The organism is Humibacter soli, assembly GCF_054779035.1.
Genome location: NZ_BAAGYX010000001.1, coordinates 1,063,262 through 1,079,966 on the forward strand (window position 1 = coordinate 1,063,262; position 16,705 = coordinate 1,079,966).

Annotated in this window: 17 protein-coding genes; 2 read left to right on the plus strand and 15 right to left on the minus strand. The window is 67.6% G+C overall.

What is annotated here, in order from left to right; genetic code table 11:
* Window positions 1-4 precede the first annotated feature (4 nt).
* The 15 genes from leuA to hrcA form a co-directional block, all read right to left on the minus strand.
* Entirely contained in the window at window positions 5-1,777 is a 1,773-nt protein-coding gene (leuA, locus tag ACYVDN_RS04970; RefSeq protein ID WP_460569032.1) for a 2-isopropylmalate synthase, read from the minus strand.
* Between the two features lie 181 nt (window positions 1,778-1,958).
* Complete coding sequence (locus ACYVDN_RS04975; RefSeq protein WP_460569034.1) at window positions 1,959-2,828, minus strand: fumarylacetoacetate hydrolase family protein; 870 nt, start codon at window positions 2,826-2,828, stop codon at window positions 1,959-1,961.
* A gap of 117 nt (window positions 2,829-2,945) precedes the next feature.
* Entirely contained in the window at window positions 2,946-3,710 is a 765-nt protein-coding gene (locus tag ACYVDN_RS04980; RefSeq protein ID WP_460569036.1) for an alpha/beta fold hydrolase, read from the minus strand.
* Between the two features lie 43 nt (window positions 3,711-3,753).
* Entirely contained in the window at window positions 3,754-5,160 is a 1,407-nt protein-coding gene (locus ACYVDN_RS04985; RefSeq protein ID WP_460569038.1) for an ABC transporter permease, read from the minus strand.
* Complete coding sequence (locus ACYVDN_RS04990) at window positions 5,157-5,918, minus strand: ABC transporter ATP-binding protein (protein WP_460569040.1); 762 nt, start codon at window positions 5,916-5,918, stop codon at window positions 5,157-5,159. The genes ACYVDN_RS04985 and ACYVDN_RS04990 overlap by 4 nt, the downstream gene beginning before the upstream one ends.
* 86 nt (window positions 5,919-6,004) lie before the next feature.
* Window positions 6,005-6,661, minus strand: a complete 657-nt coding sequence (locus tag ACYVDN_RS04995; protein WP_460569042.1) for a transcriptional regulator — start codon at window positions 6,659-6,661, stop codon at window positions 6,005-6,007.
* Window positions 6,658-7,860: a sensor histidine kinase gene (locus tag ACYVDN_RS05000; RefSeq protein WP_460569044.1), complete on the minus strand. Its 1,203-nt coding sequence runs from the start codon at window positions 7,858-7,860 to the stop codon at window positions 6,658-6,660. The genes ACYVDN_RS04995 and ACYVDN_RS05000 overlap by 4 nt, the downstream gene beginning before the upstream one ends.
* Before the next feature lie 132 nt (window positions 7,861-7,992).
* Window positions 7,993-8,922 (minus strand): GTPase Era, encoded by a 930-nt coding sequence (gene era / locus ACYVDN_RS05005; protein ID WP_460569046.1) that lies wholly within the window; start codon window positions 8,920-8,922, stop codon window positions 7,993-7,995.
* Entirely contained in the window at window positions 8,919-10,250 is a 1,332-nt protein-coding gene (locus ACYVDN_RS05010) for a hemolysin family protein (protein WP_460572246.1), read from the minus strand. Before ACYVDN_RS05010 ends, era begins: the two co-directional genes overlap by 4 nt.
* A gap of 15 nt (window positions 10,251-10,265) precedes the next feature.
* Complete coding sequence (ybeY, locus tag ACYVDN_RS05015) at window positions 10,266-10,727, minus strand: rRNA maturation RNAse YbeY (RefSeq protein ID WP_460569048.1); 462 nt, start codon at window positions 10,725-10,727, stop codon at window positions 10,266-10,268.
* Between the two features lie 43 nt (window positions 10,728-10,770).
* Window positions 10,771-11,775: a PhoH family protein gene (locus tag ACYVDN_RS05020; RefSeq protein ID WP_460572248.1), complete on the minus strand. Its 1,005-nt coding sequence runs from the start codon at window positions 11,773-11,775 to the stop codon at window positions 10,771-10,773.
* A 70-nt stretch (window positions 11,776-11,845) separates the two neighbouring features.
* Complete coding sequence (locus ACYVDN_RS05025; RefSeq protein ID WP_460569050.1) at window positions 11,846-12,202, minus strand: histidine triad nucleotide-binding protein; 357 nt, start codon at window positions 12,200-12,202, stop codon at window positions 11,846-11,848.
* Window positions 12,203-12,246: 44 nt separating this feature from the next.
* Window positions 12,247-12,984, minus strand: coding sequence for an RsmE family RNA methyltransferase (locus ACYVDN_RS05030; protein WP_460569052.1), 738 nt, complete (start codon window positions 12,982-12,984; stop codon window positions 12,247-12,249).
* Between the two features lie 6 nt (window positions 12,985-12,990).
* On the minus strand, window positions 12,991-14,091 hold the full coding sequence (gene dnaJ / locus ACYVDN_RS05035) for a molecular chaperone DnaJ (RefSeq protein WP_460569054.1): 1,101 nt from the start codon (window positions 14,089-14,091) through the stop codon (window positions 12,991-12,993).
* Window positions 14,092-14,150: 59 nt separating this feature from the next.
* Window positions 14,151-15,185 (minus strand): HrcA family transcriptional regulator, encoded by a 1,035-nt coding sequence (hrcA, locus tag ACYVDN_RS05040; protein WP_460569056.1) that lies wholly within the window; start codon window positions 15,183-15,185, stop codon window positions 14,151-14,153.
* A gap of 240 nt (window positions 15,186-15,425) precedes the next feature.
* Between hrcA and ACYVDN_RS05045 the strand changes: the two genes are divergently transcribed.
* Both ACYVDN_RS05045 and ACYVDN_RS05050 read left to right on the plus strand, forming a co-directional pair.
* A complete protein-coding gene (locus ACYVDN_RS05045) occupies window positions 15,426-16,160 on the plus strand; it encodes a DUF4870 domain-containing protein (RefSeq protein ID WP_460569058.1) in 735 nt (244 codons plus the stop codon).
* 135 nt (window positions 16,161-16,295) lie between these two features.
* The gene (locus ACYVDN_RS05050) at window positions 16,296-16,700 is read left to right on the plus strand and encodes a DUF4870 domain-containing protein (protein ID WP_460569060.1); all 405 of its coding nucleotides are present in this window, start codon (window positions 16,296-16,298) and stop codon (window positions 16,698-16,700) included.
* Window positions 16,701-16,705 lie beyond the last annotated feature (5 nt).

The following is a 16,705-nucleotide window of genomic DNA, read 5'->3' on the forward strand; positions in this document are numbered from 1 at the left end:
GGAGTCAGACGGACGCGAGCTGACGCTGGCCGACACCGCCGACGCCCGAGACGCGCACCGCGCGGTTCACCGCGGAGACGATCGCCTTGAGCGATGCGCCGACCGTGTCTGCGTCGATGCCGACGCCCCACAGACGGTGGTCCCCGACCTGCAGTTCGACGTAGGACGCCGCCTGCGCGTCGCCGCCCTCGGCGAGAGTGTGCTCCACGTAGTCGTACAGCGAGACCTCGAAGCCGCGGTCGGCGAGCAGCGTCAGGAACGCATTGATCGGACCATTGCCGGTTGCCTCGGCCCACGCGACGTCGTGTCCGTCTCGCAGCTCGACGCGAAGCGCGACGGTGCCGTCGGCGTCTTTCGATGTCGCCGTCGAGCGCACCTCGAAGCGTCCCCACTTCTCGGCGACGTCGATGTTCGGCAGGTATTCGTCGGAGAAGATCGACCAGATCTCGTCGCTCGTGACCTCGCCGCCCTCGGCATCCGTCTTGGCCTGCACGACGCCGGAGAACTCGATCTGCAGCTTGCGCGGCAGGTCGATCGAGTGGTCCGTCTTCAGCAGGTACGCGACGCCGCCCTTGCCGGACTGCGAGTTGACGCGGATGACCGCCTCGTACGAACGCCCCAGATCCTTGGGGTCGACCGGCAGGTACGGGACAGCCCAGACCAGCTCGTCGACCGACACGCCCTTCTCGGCGGCCTCGGCGGCCATCGCCTCGAAGCCCTTCTTGATCGCGTCCTGATGCGAGCCGCTGAACGCGGTGAACACCAGGTCGCCCGCCCACGGGTGTCGCTCGTTCACCGGCAGCTGGTTGCAGTACTCGACGGTGCGCTTGATCTCGTCGATGTCGCTGAAGTCGATTTGCGGGTCGATACCCTGGGTGAACAGGTTGATGCCCAGTGCGATCACGTCGACGTTTCCGGTGCGCTCGCCATTGCCGAACAGGCATCCCTCGATGCGGTCGGCGCCGGCCATGTATCCCAGCTCGGCGGCCGCGATCGCGGTGCCGCGGTCGTTGTGCGGGTGCAGGGACAGGATGACGTTCTCACGGTGGCTCAGATGGCGCGACATCCACTCGATCGAGTCTGCGTACACGTTAGGCGTGGCCATCTCGACCGTGGCGGGCAGGTTGATGATGACCTTGCGCTCCGGAGTCGGGACGAAGACCTCGAGCACCTGATTGCAGATGTCGACGGCGAACTCCAGCTCGGTGCCGGTGTAGCTCTCCGGCGAGTACTCGTAGTACACGGTGGTGCCGGGGACGGACGCTTCCATCTCTTTGCACTTGCGGGCGCCGGCCAGGGCGATGTCGACGATGCCCTGCTTGTCGGTGCGGAAGACCACGGCGCGCTGCAGCACGCTCGTCGAGTTGTACAGGTGCACGATGGCCTGCTTGGCACCCTTGATGGCCTCGTAGGTGCGCTCGATGAGGTGGTCGCGAGCCTGCGTCAGCACCTGGATCGTGACGTCGTCGGGGATCGCGCCGGTCTCGATCAGACTGCGCACGAAGTCGAAGTCGGTCTGGCTGGCGCTGGGGAAGCCGACCTCGATCTCCTTGTAGCCCATGCGGACCAGCAGGTCGAACATGATGCGCTTGCGCTCGGGGCTCATCGGGTCGATCAGCGCCTGGTTGCCGTCTCGAAGGTCGACCGCACACCAGCGCGGAGCCTTCGTGATGCGGGCGTCTGGCCACGTGCGGTCGGGCAGCTCGACGCGGATCTGCTCGTGGAACGGCCGATACTTGTGGATCGGCATCGTAGAGGGCTGTTGTGCGTTGTTCATGGTCTTCTCGTCTTCTTGTGAAAGTTGGTCAGCCAACGACAAACTCCGCGACGAGGGAGGCCTGGGATCTAGGACTCGTCGCGGCAGCTAAGAAGAAGCAGCCCGAAGCGCACGAGATCAGAGTACACCCTGGATGACGCGCCGATCGCCCGGCTGTCGTCGACGTGGAGCCGATGCGGCGTCAGCGCGCGGCGACGAATCGCTGCCGGATGCTGCCGAGACCCTCGATCTTGCTGATGACGCTCTGGCCCGCCTCCAGATACACCCGGGGGTTGCGGCCGAGTCCGACGCCGTCCGGCGTGCCGGTGAAGATCACGTCGCCGGGGAGCAGCTCGACGAGCGAGGACAGCTTCGCGATGAGCACCGGGATCGAGAAGATCATGTCGCGGGTGCGACCGTTCTGCAGCACCTCGGTCGAGCCATCCGCGCGCGTGAGCGTGCAGCCGATGGTGAGGTCGGACCTCTCCACGCCGGCAGCCTCGAGCTCGTCGAGGGTGACGACCGCCGGGCCGATCGGCGCGAAACCCTTGAGCGACTTGCCGATCGAGAACTGTGCAGGGCTGCCCCAGAACTGCACGGTGCGGTCGCTGATGTCCTGCCCGATGGTGAGTCCGGCGACATGGTTCCAGGCATCGGACTCGGGGATGTCGCGGCCTCCGTTGCCGATGACGGCGACGAGCTCGACCTCCCAGTCGACGGTGTCGCCCGTGAGCTCCACCTCGGCCTCCGGTCCGACGAAGCTCGACACGAACTTCGTGAACACCATCGGATTCTCCGGCACATCGAGCCCGGATTCGCCAGCGTGGCTCGCATAGTTCAGACCGATCGCGAACACCTGCGCCGGGCGCGGAACGGCAGGGCCGAGGTCGGCCACGTCGAACGATGACCCCGTCGAGGCATCCTGCTCGCCCGCCCATGCGGTGAAGTCGTCCCAGCTGTCGTAGACCGCCTGCGGGTTCGACGAGAAGCGACCGGCGCTGGCCTGCTCGACGTCGAGGGCACGGTCGTCGGAGAGGAGGACGAGTCGTCCGGAGAGGTTGGCGATGCGCACGATGGCCCTGCTTTCTCGTCTGGATGAGATGTTCGAATTCGATGACGGTCCGGCGAAACATCCGACCAATCCGCCTCTGGCCTGAACTCTAGCGGATGTGGGTCGGCACCGAAGCGGTCAGCTCACCAGGAAGTCGCGGATCGAGACGCCGAGCGCATGGTCGGTCACGGCGCTCATGTGGGTGCCGGGGATCTCGGTGAACCGTGCGAGCGGCATGGCGTCGGCGAGGTCCGCCCCGGAGCCGTGTCCGTGGTCGTCATTTCCCATCACGACGAGCGCGGGAGTCGCGATGCCGGCCAGTTCGTCGATCGTTGCGCCCACGGAGGTCTCCAGCACGAGGCGCAGCGCAACGGGGTCTCCGCCCGTCGTCTGCATGAACGCCTCCGACCGCCACTCCTCGCTGCCGCGCTCGTGGGTTCCGAGGCCGTCGAAGACCCTGCGGAAGAACTCGTTGCGCTTCGCGACCTCTGTAATGCCCTTCAGGCCCATGCCCGCGATCACAGCGCGACCCGGCTGTGCGCCGAGCACCAGGGCTCGCACCGTTGTACGCGCACCGAGCGAGTAACCGCCGAGGTCGTAGTCGGTGAGGCCGAGGTGGTCGATGAGGGCGAACGCGTCGTCGACGAGCACGTCGCTCGGGTAGCTCTGCGGATCGTGCGACCTGTCGCTGTCGCCGTGCGCTCGCAGGTCGGGCATGATCACACGGAATCCGGCATCCGCGATGAGTGCAGCGTGGCCGTACCTGATCCAGTTGACGTACGCCGTCGAGAAGAAGCCGTGGATCAGGACGACCGGCCGACCCTCCCCCAGCTCGCGATAGGCGAGGCTCGCCCCGTCTCTTCCCTCGAAGCGGTTGACGGGCAGGTCGGGATGGCGGGGCATGCCTCCAGCCTACGGATGACGGCCTGAGGCCGCGCCGCCCCCGCTACTCCACCGCCAGAGCAGCCACGGGCGACACGGCGCCTGCGCGCCGTGAGGCGATGGCGCTGCAGACCGCGGTGAGCAGGATGCCGCCGCCCACGACGACCGCGAGAACCACCCACGGCATCGAAGGGACGATGAGGTTGTGCCCCACCGATCCGAGCAGAGACTGCACGGCCGCCCAGCCGTACAACGTGCCGAGGAGCAGGCCGAAGACGATTGCTCCCGCGGTGAGCTGCGCTCCCTCTGCGAGGATCATGGCGCGTAGCTGCCCGCGGCTGAAGCCGAGGGCGCGCAACAGGCCGAGCTCGCGGATGCGCTGAAGCATGCCGACCGTGAGGGTGTTCACGAGACCGACCGCGGCGATGAGCGCCGAGAATCCGACCAGCGCCGAGAACACCCCGATCGTGACGCCGATCGTGTTGTCCAGGACGTCACGCGAGCCCGCCGACGACGCCAACGAGTTGACGACGTCGCTGTACGAGGTGAGCGCGACGGCGAAGGTGGTGATCAGGGTGACGCCGATGACCAGTGCAAGGGTCGCCCTTGTACTGCGCTCCGGATAGCGCGATGCGTTCGCCACCGCGATGCGTGCGGACGGTGAGCGGCCGAACGCCCTGCCGACGAGGGCGAGAACGCCCGGCATGATGCGGCCGGCGCCGGCGATCACGCCGGAGAACGAGATCACGCCGCCGAAGAAGGCGATGAACAGTCCGAGAGGCGACACCACGCCGATCAGCATTCCGAACGCCAGGAGCAGCCCGCCGACGATCAGCAACACGATCGCCGCGGTGGAGCGGCCGCGGGGGCGGGCGTCGGGAGGTGTCGGGCCTGCGGCGGCCGCTGTGGCCTCCAGCGGCGTGACGGACGTGACCGTGCGGCATCCGATCCAGGCCGCGAGCCAGGTCGTCGCGATGACGACGAGCACGGGGGCCGCGAGAGCCGGGGTGAGGAGGTGGTAGTCGGTTCGCGGGAGCCATCCCTGCGCCATCCCGATGGACGCGGTCACCCATGCCGCCAGCACGCCGACGACGAGGCCGGCGACCGCGCCGAGCGCGCCCATGACGAGACCCTCCGTTGCGAGCGCACGACGCACTCTCGACGCCTCGGCTCCGAGCACCCGAAGCAACGCGATCGACTTGCGGCGACCTGCCACCACGGTCGCGAACGTGTTCGCCGTCACGACCGATGCCACGTACACCGCCAGCATCACGAACACGGCGGAGACCGTGCCGAGCGCGAGCGCAACGGAGCCGCCCGCCAGTCCTGCCGCAGCGGTGGCATCGCTGATCAGCACGGTCGCCTCGATGAGCGCGACGCCGAAGAGGGAGCTGACCCCGGCGACGAGGAGCGTCGCGACGTTGTCACGCGTCGCTGCTCCCGTGCGCAGTCCCTTCGAACCGGTGGTCATCGCGCTGCCTCCGTCGACAGCATCAGCTCCGAGACCTCGGCGGCCGATAGCGATCCGCTGTCGTGCACGATGCGTCCGTCTGCCAGCATGATGACCCGATCGGCGAAGCTCGCGGCGACCGGGTCGTGCGTCACCATCGCGATGCTCTGACCGTGGGCGTGCGACGCTTCGGCCAGCAGCGAGAGCACCTCTCTACCGGTGCGCGAGTCGAGATTGCCCGTCGGCTCGTCGGCGAAGATCACGTCGGGGCGGGTCGCAAGCGCACGCGCGATGGCCACTCTCTGCTGCTGGCCGCCGGAGAGCTCGTGCGGGCGGTGGCCGGTGCGCTGGGAGAGCCCCAGTGTTTCGATGAGCCAATCGATCCAGGCGAGCTCGTCGGAGGTGACGCGGCGGCCGTCGAGTTCGAACGGCAGCAGGATGTTCGCGCGCACGTCGAGCACAGGCACGAGGTTGAAGGACTGGAAGACGAAGCCGGCCGAGCGTCGACGCACTCGCGTGAGCTCGCGGTCGCCGAGGGCAGTCAACTCGGCGTCGCCCAGCCACGCTCGGCCCGCCGTCGGGCTGTCGAGCCCTGCCATCACGTGCATGAGCGTCGACTTGCCGGAACCGCTGGCGCCGATCACCGCAGTGAACTGGCCGCGTCGGATGCCGACGGAGACGTCGTCGAGTGCGGTCACCGATCCGGTGCCGGTGCCGTAGGTCTTGGTCAGTCCGGCGACGCGCGCCGCCAACCCGAGGTCGGAAGGAGAGATCTGCATGTCTTCGACGCTACGAAGCACGGACTTCGGCGTCGTCGGCCTGGCGAGGCATCCGCATCAACCCGGAGGATGACCTGCGGTCGGCGCTACGCGACGAGCCCGTTCTCGTAGGCGTACGCGACGAGCTGCACCCGGTCTCGCAGACCGAGCTTGGCCAGCACGCGCGAGATATGCGTCTTGACGGTCGCCTCGGAGAGGTACTCGTGCTCCGCGATCTCGGAGTTGCTGAGTGCTCGTGCCGCCAGGTCGAAGATCTGACGCTCTCGCGCGGTCAGCGTGTCCAGCTCGGGAGGCGTCCTTCGCCGCTCCCGGGTCGCGAACTGCTCGAGCAGCCGACGCGTGGCCGATGCGGCGATCACTGCGTTGCCGGCATGCACGGTGCGGATGGCCGCGAGGAGGAACTCAGGATCGGCATCCTTCAGCACGAACCCGCTCGCCCCCGCCTGGATGGCCCGCGCTGCGCTCTCGTCGACGTCGAAGGTGGTCAGCACGAGCACCCGCGGAGTCGTGCCCGATGCACGGGCGACGATCTCGCTGGTCGCCGAGACGCCGTCGAGCACGGGCATCCTCACATCCATCAGGAGCACGTCGGGACGCTCGCGTTGCGCCAGCTGCACGGCCTCGCGTCCGTTGGCGGCCTCGCCCGCGAACTCCAGGTCGGGCTGCGACTCGATCAGCATGCGCACTCCGGCGCGGAACAGCGCTTGATCATCCACCAGCGCCACCCGGATGCGACCGCTCACGACACCTTCTCCTCCGTCGGCGCCGCGGGAAGCACCGCGACCACCTCGTACTGTGGCGCAGCGGATGCCACCACGCCGGCGCTCAGGCTACCGCCCGCCAGCGCGGCTCGCTCGTGCATGCCAGGGAGTCCGTGGCCTGCGGTACGCACTCCCTCTGCCGGCGTCTGTCCGCCGGTGTCGAGCCGCATGCCGTTGCGCACCCTGATGCGCAGCGCATCGCGCTCCCAGTTCAGCTCGACGTTGACCTGCCTGGAGAGATCGCCGTGCCGCAGGGCGTTCGTGAGCGCCTCCTGCAGAATTCGGTACGCCGCGAGTCCGCTGCCCTGCATCAGCGGCCTTGGCGCCCCCGTCGTGGAGTCCACGATGCGCAGCCCCGCCTTGCGCATGCCGTCGAGCAGCGCCGGCACGTCATCCAAGGACGGCTGCGGGCCTTCAGGCTCCTCGCTCCGCAGCTGCGTCAGCAGCACCCGCACCTCGCCGAGTGCAGACCTGGCGGTCGCCGAGATGGTGGTGAGCGCCTCGGCCTGCAGCTCAGGGTTCTCCGCCCCGACGTATCGGGCCCCGTCGGCCTGAGCGATCACCACGGCCAGAGAATGCGCGACGACATCGTGCATGTCGCGGGCGATCCTGGTGCGCTCCTGCTCGATCGCGGACTCGTACGCTGCTCGCTGCGCAGACACTGCCGCCTGGATGCGCGCCTCGCGCGACAGGCGGATCGTGCGTGCGAGCAGACCGAGAGTCCAACTCAGCCCGAGGAGCGTGACGAAACCGACGGTCAACGCCGTCACGACGACGATCCACCTCGCGAAGTCGCTCGGCTGAACAGCGAAGCCGCTCCTGGTGAAGAGGGAGAGGTAGAGGGCGGCGATGATGCCGCCGACGACCGCCGAGGCCAGGCCTAGCCACCGCAGCAGGCGCCCGCCGTACGACGCCGTCGCATAGAGCACCCCGAGAATAGCGACGTCGACGGGCGTCACGGTCTGCAGCGCGGCCATCTGCAAGAGCGCAGCTGCCCACGCGCCGATCAGCGCTATGCCGGGCGAAAGCCGTCGTACCGCCAGCGACGCGCACGCGACGAGTGCGACGAGGGTGCCGATGAACGGTGCCTGTGCGGCCGCCGACCACACGAAGAGCAGCAGGATGCCGCCGGCGACGACGATGTCGACGACCAGCTGGGTCCTGCTGATGGAGCGAAGCACCCGTCAACGCTACGCGTCGGCACGGTGCCTATCGGCATCGCAAGCCCGGAATCATCCTGCAGACGGATGCCCGTGCATCCTTCGGTCTCGATACGTGAGCACCTGCGGCGCGCTACTCGACCAGCGAAGGCGTCAGAACCCGAGGCGGCCAAGCTGCTTCGGGTCGCGCTGCCACTCCTTGGCGACCTTGACGCGGATGGACAGGAACACCTTGGTGCCGACGAGCGGCTCGATCTGGGCGCGAGCAGTCTCACCGATGGTCCGCAGTCTCGACCCGCCCTTGCCGATCACGATCGCCTTCTGGCTGTCGCGCTCGACGAACAGGTTGGCGTAGATCTCGGTGAGCGGCTTGTCGTCCCGCTCGACGATGTCGTCGATCGTCACGGCGAGCGAGTGCGGCAGCTCGTCGCGCACGTCTTCGAGCACGGCCTCGCGGATGTACTCCGCCACGCGGTCCTCGAGTTGCTCGTCGGTGATCGTCTCGTCGGGATAGAGCTGCGGCGAGATGGGCAGCAGAGCGATCAGCTCGTCGACGAGGACGTCGAGCTGCTCGCCCTTCACTGCGGAGAGCGGGATGATCGCGTCCCACTCGCGCAGCGCGGACACGGTCAGCAGCTGGTCGGCGACCGCCGCCTTGCCGGCCGTGTCGGTCTTGGTGACGATCGCAACCTTCTTGGCGCGCGGATACTCGTCGAGGCGTTCGTTGATGTATCTGTCGCCCGGGCCGATCTTCTCGTCCGCCGGAACGCAGAATCCGATGACGTCGACGTCACCGAGGGTCGACTGCACGAGCGAGTTCAGGCGTTCGCCGAGCAGGGTACGCGGGCGGTGCATTCCGGGGGTGTCGACCACGATCAGCTGTCCGTCTGCGCGGTTCACGATGCCACGGATGGCCCGCCTCGTCGTCTGCGGCTTGGAGCTGGTGATCGCCACTTTCTCCCCCACGAGGGCGTTCATCAACGTGGACTTGCCCACGTTCGGCCGGCCGACGAACGAGACGAATCCCGCACGGAACGCGGTCTCCTGCCGGTCGCCAGCTTCGCTGTCCCCGAGTCCGCTCATGCGGTGTGTCCTCTCATCTCTGTCGGCGCCGTCGCACGCGTGTCATCGCGGCCTCCTGCGGCCTCCTCCATGCCGAACAGCGCGGCATCCCGCTCCACGAGCACCGTGCTGATGCGGCGCTCCCTGCCCTCGGAGCGGTCGGCGGTGAGCCTCAGTCCGCTCACGGTGGCCACCGATCCTTCGACAGGAAGGCGGCCGAGCGTCTTGGCGAAGAGTCCGCCGACCGAGTCGACGTCGTCGTCGTCGAGCTCGAGACCGAACAGGTCGCCGAGCTCGTCGACCGGCAGCCGGGCGCTGACCCGGTATCGGCCTTCGCCGAGGGGCTCCACCAGCGGCGCTTCGTGGTCGTACTCGTCCGAGATGTCTCCCACGAGCTCCTCGATGAGGTCCTCGAGGGTCACGAGACCGGCGATGCCGCCGTATTCGTCTACGACCATCGCGAGGTGGTTCGACTCCAACTGCATCTGGGTCAGAAGGGCGTCGACCTTCTTCGACTCCGGCACGAACGACGCCGGCCTGAGCAGTCCCGAGATCGTCTCGACATCCACGTCGAGCGGGCGCTCGTATGCTTCCCGTGCGACATCCCGGAGGTAGAGGATGCCCATCACCTCGTCGACGTCGCCGCCCACGACGGGCACCCGCGAGACACCCGTTGCCAGGAAGACGCTCATCGCAGTGGAGACGGTGGCGTCGTCATCCACGGTGACCATGTCGGTGCGGGGGATCATCACCTCGCGCACCAGGGTCTCGTTGAACTCGAAGATCGAGTGGATGAGCTCCCTGTCGTCCTCCTCGAGCACGGAGAGCTCTGCCGCCTCGTCGACGATGCTGAGCAGCTGCTCCTCGTTCGCGACGGTCGCCGATCTCGCCCGCGAAGGGGTGACCCGGTCGCCGAGTACGACGAGGCCCCGCACGATCGGGCCGATCAGCACTCGGATTCCGTGCACCAGCGGCGCCGTTGCCTTGAGCAGCCCCTTCGCATGCGCGCGTCCGACGCTGCGGGGGCTCGTGCCGACCAGCACGAACGACACGCCGGTCATGATCGCGGCAGAGAGGATGAGCGCCAGCCACCACTGCGTGAAGATGTTCGCGAACGCGAGGGTCACGAGCACGGCTGCCGTCGTCTCGGAGATGATGCGGGCGAAGCTGACGGCGTTCAGGTGTGCGTCGGGATCGGCTGCGATCGCGTCGAGCGACCGTCGGAACCGCGAGCTCGGCGCGAGCTCCGCGATATCCGCCCTGGACAGCACGGAAATCGCCGCGTCCACCGCCGCCATCAGCCCACCGAACGCGACCAGCAGCAGTCCGACGACGAAGAACAGCGCGATCAGCACAACGACCGCCTATCGTCGCCGTTCGGCGACCGCGAAGCCCACGAGGATGTCCCGCTGGATGGCGAACATCTCACGCTCCTCGTCCGGCTCGGCGTGGTCGAACCCGAGCAGGTGCAGGATGCCGTGCGCCGTGAGCAGCTTCAGCTCGTCCATCAACCCGTGACCGGCGGTCTCCGCCTGGGCTCCGGCCACCTGAGGGCACAGCACGACATCTCCGAGCAGTCCGGCCGGCGCCGGCTCGTCCTCGGTGCCCGGCCGCAGCTCATCCATCGGAAAGCTCAACACGTCGGTCGGCCCCGGCTCGTCCATCCACTGAACGTGCAGCTGCTCCATGGCCGCCTCGTCGACGAGCAGGATCGCCAGCTCGGCCTCCGTCGAGACGTGCATGGTGTCGAGCGCGTAGATCGCGAGTCGCTGCAGGGCGGACTCGTCGACCTCGATCGCCGATTCGTTGTTCACTTCGATGCTCACGGTGTCCTCTTCGCGGTGGGGCGGGTCGTGCTCGTCGTGGCCGCTAGCGGCGCTTGGGGAGGTGATCGCGTGGAGCAGCCGAACGGCGCTCCGCACGGTTCGCGAACTCGCGGGCCTGCTCGCGCTCGTAGTGGTCGGCCTGCTTGCGGGCGTCGTACTCGGTGTACGCGTCGACGATCCTTCCCACGAGGCTGTGTCGCACGACGTCGTCACTGGTGAGTCGTGAGAAGTGGATGTCGTCGATGCCGTCGAGCACGCGCGTGACGAGCCGCAGGCCGCTGGCCGACGTCGGAAGGTCGATCTGCGTGATGTCGCCCGTGACGACCATTTTCGATCCGAACCCGAGCCGCGTGAGGAACATCTTCATCTGCTCCGGCGTGGTGTTCTGCGCCTCGTCGAGCACGATGAACGAGTCGTTCAACGTGCGGCCGCGCATGTACGCCAGCGGGGCGACCTCGATGGTGCCGCTCGCGAGCAGCTTGGGCACCAGCTCGGGGTCCATCATCTCGTTGAGTGCGTCATACAGTGGCCGCAGGTAGGGGTCGATCTTGTCGGTGAGGGTTCCAGGGAGGTAGCCGAGCCGCTCCCCTGCCTCGATGGCGGGCCGGGACAGGATGATGCGGTTGACCTCTTTGCGCTGCAGGGCCTGCACGGCCTTCGCCATCGCAAGGTAGGTCTTGCCCGTTCCGGCAGGGCCGATGCCGAACACGATGGTGTTCTGGTCGATCGCGTCGACATACTGCTTCTGCCCGAGCGTCTTGGGCCGGATGCTCTTGCCCTTCGCCGTCAGGATGGCCTGGCTGAGCACGTCGGCCGGACTGGTACCCGACTGCATGATGCGAGCGGAGCTCGCCACCTCGACCGGGGACAGGTCGTGCCCGTCGCGCACGAGAACGAGAAGCTCTTCGACGAGACGGCGTGCCGCCTCGACCTGAGTCGGGTCCCCGGTGATGGAGATGTCGTTGCCGCGGACATGCACGCTCACCAACGGATACTGCTTCTCGAGTGTGGTCAGCAGTCTGTCTTGGGCGCCGAGCAGCCGCACCATGGCGACCCCGTCGACGTGCAGCCGGGCTTCCGCGTTGTCGCGGCCGGCGTCGGTCGGTGCCGGCGCCCCATCACTTCGAGCCAAGTGTTCCTTCCGAAAGGTCTCCCGCGAGCACATGCGCGTGCACGTGGAACACCGTCTGACCGGCGGATTCGCCGTTGTTGAAGACCAGACGGAACTGGCCGTCTGCTGTGTCGTCTGCGATCTGCTGCGCCACCCGCACGACCTCGGCAAGGAGTTCGGGGTCGCCGGCGGCCAGCTCGACCACGTTGCGGTACTGTGCCGTCTTCGGCACCACCACGATGTGCACGGGCGCCTGAGGGGCGATGTCGCGGAACGCGATCACCCGGTCGTCTTCGTACACGACGTCGGCGGGAATCTCCCGCTCGATGATGCGCGTGAAGATGCTGGGCTCGGTCTGCGTCATACCTTCCATTCTACGAAGTGGGGCCGACACTCGGTCGGTCGTGATCACCAACGCCCGAGGGTGCCGTTGAGCACCGCGATCGCCGCCGGACCCGCGCTCGACGTGCGCAACACGGAGTCGCCGAGGCGCACCGAGGCCGCTCCTGCAGCGACGAGCCTCTCGGACTCCTCCGGCGCGACCCCGCCTTCGGGTCCGACCACCAGCACGATGTCGCGCGTGTCGTCCGGCTCGACGCGGATGCCCGTCAGCGGCTGCGGCGCGCCCGGCTCGAGCACCAGCATCCTGACGGTCGGCGCGCGAAGCCCAAGCTGTGCGGTGGTCACCGGGTCTTCGACGGACGGCAGCCATGCCCGCACCGACTGCTTCGTCGCCTCGCGCACGATGGATGACCAGCGCTCAACGCCCTTGCGCTCTTTGTCACCGACCCAGCGCGACACGGAGCGCGCCGCCTGCCACGGGATGATCGCGTCGACGCCGAGCTCGACGGCGGTCTGCACGGCGAGCTCGTCGCGGCCGCCCTTTGCGAGAGCCTGAACGAGCAGGAGGCGAGGACTCGGCGCAGGGATGTCCCGCACGGCCGCCACCCGAACGACGGCTCGCGCCGGCTCGGCCACCTCGACCACCCCGTCGACCATCAGCCCGCGTCCGTTCGACAGCGCCACCTCGTCGCCGGTGCGTGTTCGGCTCACCGAGACCATGTGCTTCGCCTCTGCCCCCTCGAGCACGACCTCGCCGCCGACGGTCGCGTCGGCCAGGTCTTCGCGCAGGTAGAGGTTCGCCATCCGGTCCTAGAGGAACCGGTCTCGCAGCTTGGCGAACAGGCCTTGCTGGAATCGTGAGAGCGTCGGCTTCTCCGCCTTGTGACGCGACGCGAACTGCTCGATCAGTTCGCGTTCGTGCCGGTCGAGCTTCGTGGGCGTCACGACCTGCACGCCGATGCGCAGGTCGCCACGACCCGTGCCGCGCAGGTGGGTGATGCCGCGACCCTTCACGGTGAGAACGTCGGCGCTCTGCACTCCAGCCTTCACCTCGACGTCGATGTCGCCGTCGAGCGCCTTCACCCTGGCGTGGGTGCCGAGCACCGCGTCGGGCATCGACACGGAGAGCGTGCACAGAAGGTCGTCGCCGTCGCGACTGAACACCTCGTGGTGGCGCACCTTGATCTCCAGGTACAGGTCGCCGTTCGGGCCGCCCGCCGGCCCCGCCTCGCCGCTGCCGGGCATCTGCAGGCGAAGCCCGGTGTCGACGCCAGCCGGGATGTCGACGGGAACCGTGCGCCGTGCGCGGACCCGGCCCTGACCCTGGCACGTGACGCACGGGGTCGCGATCACCGTTCCGTAGCCGCGGCACGTTCCGCACGGCGACGACGTCATGACGTTGCCGAGCAGCGACCGCACGGTGCGCTGGATGCTCCCCGTTCCGTGACAGATGTCGCAGGTGACCGGTGCGGTCCCCGGTTGGCAGCACGACCCGCCGCAGGTCTCGCAGACCACGGCGGTGTCGACGTCGAGCTCGCGATGGGCGCCGAACACGACCTCGTCGAGGTCGATCTCCACCCGGAGCAGGGCATCCTGCCCTCGTTCCTTTCGCGACCGGGGGCCGCGCTGCGATCCGCCGCTTCCTCCGCCGAAGAACGTCTCGAAGATGTCGCCGAACCCGTTGAAGCCGGCACCCTCGAAGCCGCCCTGCGGGCCGAGGTCGTACTGCTGGCGCTGCTGGGGGTCGCTCAGCACGTCGTAGGCATGCGTGACGAGCTTGAAGCGCTCAGACGCCTCCGGACTCGGGTTGACGTCCGGGTGCAGCTCGCGTGCGAGCCTTCGATACGCCTTCTTGATCTCTTCGGTCGTCGCGTCGCGCGAGACACCGAGGACTTCGTAATGATCGGCCACGGAAGAGGGGTTTCCTTAACTGTCGTGTACTGAGTGCGTCACGCCTGCCGCCCGAGCAGTCACTCGCCGAGCAGACGCGAAAGATAACGGGCCACGGCACGCACAGCGGCCATGTTGTTCGAGTAGTCCATGCGTGTCGGACCGAGCACGCCGAGCCGTGCGACCTCCGCACCCGAGCCGGAATATGCGCTGGCGACCACGGATGCCTCCGCGAGCGTCGTCGCGACGTTCTCGCGTCCGATCCGCACCGCCACACCGTGCTGGTCCTGCGCCATCTCGCCGAACAGCTTCAGCAGCTCGACTTGTTCCTCGATCGCCTCGAGCACAGGAGTGACGCTGCCGCTGAAGTCGTGCTCGGTACGCACCAGATTGGCAGCACCGGCCATGATCAGGCGCTCTTGCCGAGTGGACTCGATCTGCTCGACGATGCCCGAGCACAGCACGCGGGCGAAACCGCGGGCATCCTCGTCCCATCGCTCCGTGGCCAGCCTCTCGGGGAGACCGCGCAACACGATCGCCGCGTCGGCGAGACGCAGGCCGGCAGCCTCGGCGTTCACCCTGGCTCGCAGCTCGGTGAGTGCTGCTTCGCCCAGCTCGCCATCCGGCTCCGCCATGCTCTGCTCGACGACGCCGGAGTCGGCGATGAGCACGCACAGCACACGGCGCGGAGCGAGGGGCACGAACTCGATGTGGCGCACCCGAGCGCTCGAGGTCGACGGGTACTGAACAAGCGCGACCTGTTGGGTCAACTGCGCGAGCAGGCGAACGGTACGTGCCAGCACGTCATCCACGTCGACGGACTGCCCGAGGAATACCTCGATCGCCTGGCGCTGTGCGACGGAAAGCGGTCGCACCTCCGACATTCGGTCGACGAAGAGCCGGTAGCCCTTGTCGGTCGGGACGCGGCCCGACGACGTGTGCGGCGCCACGATCAGCTCTTCTTCTTCGAGCGCAGCCATGTCGTTGCGGATCGTCGCGGCCGAGACATCGAAACCGTGGCGCTCAACGATGCTCTTCGAGCCCACCGGCTCCCTGGATGCCACGTAGTCCTGAACGATCACCCGCAAGACCTCGAGGCTGCGATCCGATACCACGTCGCCTCCTTTCGGTCGTCGGGGCAAGGGGTTGGCACTCGCCGCTATCGAGTGCCAATCATATCGCCAGCGCCCTATGCCGCGCTGAGCGTCGATCATTGCAGACGGCCAGTACCGGCAGTACCTTATGGCTAGCACGACTCAGCATGATCCAGTTCGCACAGTGACGTGCGTCGCGTGCGTGCGCATTGCGACTACGCGAGACCCATGATCCCGCATCCGTTCGAAAGGCAGCGTGCTATGAGCGATCCGAACACACCACAACAACCGGCCGATCCGAATCAGCCACCGGTTTCGCCCCCACCGCCGCCGTACGGACAGCAGCCACCCCAGCAACAGCCTGTCGCGCCTCCTCCTCCTCAGCAGCCACCGCAGTACAGGCAGCAGCCGCAGCCGGGTCAGCAGCCGCCACCCTATGGTCAGCAGGCGCCGCAGCAGCCGGGTCAATACGGACAGCAGCCGCCTCAGTACGGGCAACAGCCGCCTCAGTACGCTCAGCAGCAGCCCCCGCAATACGCGCAGCAGCAGCCCCCGCAATACGCGCAGCAGCCTCCGCAGTACGGCCAGCCCCAGTACGGTCAGCCGCAGTACGCGTCAGCTGCGCCTCAGCCGTTGTCTCCCGAAGCGGACAAGAGCGCGGCCATGTGGGCGAACATCGGCGGCATCATCGGCTTCCTGCCGTCGCTGATCATCTGGCTCGTGCTGAAGGACCGCGGTCCACGCACCAACGTCGAGGCGAAGGAGGCGCTGAACTGGCAGATCACGTTCACGATCCTCTACGTCGCGCTCTGGATCGTGGTCGCCATCCTCAACGGCATCTTCTTCGCTGCGGGAATCTTCTTCCTGCCCGGCATCCTGGTGCTGCTGCCGTGGGTGCTCTGGATCCTCAACGTCGTCTTCTCGATCATCGCCGGCGTGCGGATCAACGATGGGGGCAGCTACCGCTACCCCTGGAACTTCCGTTTCATCAAGTAGTCAGCCCAGCGGGTCCCGCAGAGGAGGACCCACCGGCGGCGCGCCGAACTATCCCCTTCCTCTGAGCAACCTGTGTGCCCTAGGGTTGGGGGCCGTACGCCGCCCTTGCCGGGCGCAACCGCAAAGGAGTTCGACATGAGCAACGTGCCACCCCCACCGCCGCAGAATCCGTATGCCCAGGGCGCGCGGCCGCTCGACCCCGCCAACGAGAAGATGTGGGCGATGCTCATCAACCTCGGTGGCGGCATCATCGCGTTCATCAGCTACGCGACGCTGGCGTTCCTCCCCGCGCTGATCGGCTTCCTGATCCTGAAGGACCGCGGACCGTTCGTGCGCGAGAGCACGAAGAACGCGCTCAACTTCCAGCTGACCCTGCTGATCGCCGTGATCGTGGGATGGATCACCGCGTTCATCTTCATCGGGTTCCTCATCCTGCTCGCCGCCTGGGTCGTGAACATCGTCTTCAGCATCATCGCTGCCGTTCACTCCAACCGCGGCGAGGTCTACCGCTACCCGATGACCATCCAGTTCATCAAGTAGTCCTC

Excerpts from the sequence above, each read along its gene's own strand:
- ACYVDN_RS05050 (WP_460569060.1), top strand. The coding sequence starts at position 16,296 with ATGAGCAACGTGCCACCCCCACCGCCGCAGAATCCGTATGCCCAGGGC.
- ACYVDN_RS05025 (WP_460569050.1), bottom strand. The coding sequence starts at position 12,202 with ATGACGCAGACCGAGCCCAGCATCTTCACGCGCATCATCGAGCGGGAG.
- ACYVDN_RS04980 (WP_460569036.1), bottom strand. The coding sequence starts at position 3,710 with ATGCCCCGCCATCCCGACCTGCCCGTCAACCGCTTCGAGGGAAGAGAC.
- era (WP_460569046.1), bottom strand. The coding sequence starts at position 8,922 with ATGAGCGGACTCGGGGACAGCGAAGCTGGCGACCGGCAGGAGACCGCG.
- ACYVDN_RS04990 (WP_460569040.1), bottom strand. The coding sequence starts at position 5,918 with ATGCAGATCTCTCCTTCCGACCTCGGGTTGGCGGCGCGCGTCGCCGGA.
- ACYVDN_RS05030 (WP_460569052.1), bottom strand. The coding sequence starts at position 12,984 with ATGGCGAACCTCTACCTGCGCGAAGACCTGGCCGACGCGACCGTCGGC.
- ACYVDN_RS04985 (WP_460569038.1), bottom strand. The coding sequence starts at position 5,160 with ATGACCACCGGTTCGAAGGGACTGCGCACGGGAGCAGCGACGCGTGAC.
- ACYVDN_RS05020 (WP_460572248.1), bottom strand. The coding sequence starts at position 11,775 with ATGGTGCGGCTGCTCGGCGCCCAAGACAGACTGCTGACCACACTCGAG.
- leuA (WP_460569032.1), bottom strand. The coding sequence starts at position 1,777 with ATGAACAACGCACAACAGCCCTCTACGATGCCGATCCACAAGTATCGG.
- ACYVDN_RS05045 (WP_460569058.1), top strand. The coding sequence starts at position 15,426 with ATGAGCGATCCGAACACACCACAACAACCGGCCGATCCGAATCAGCCA.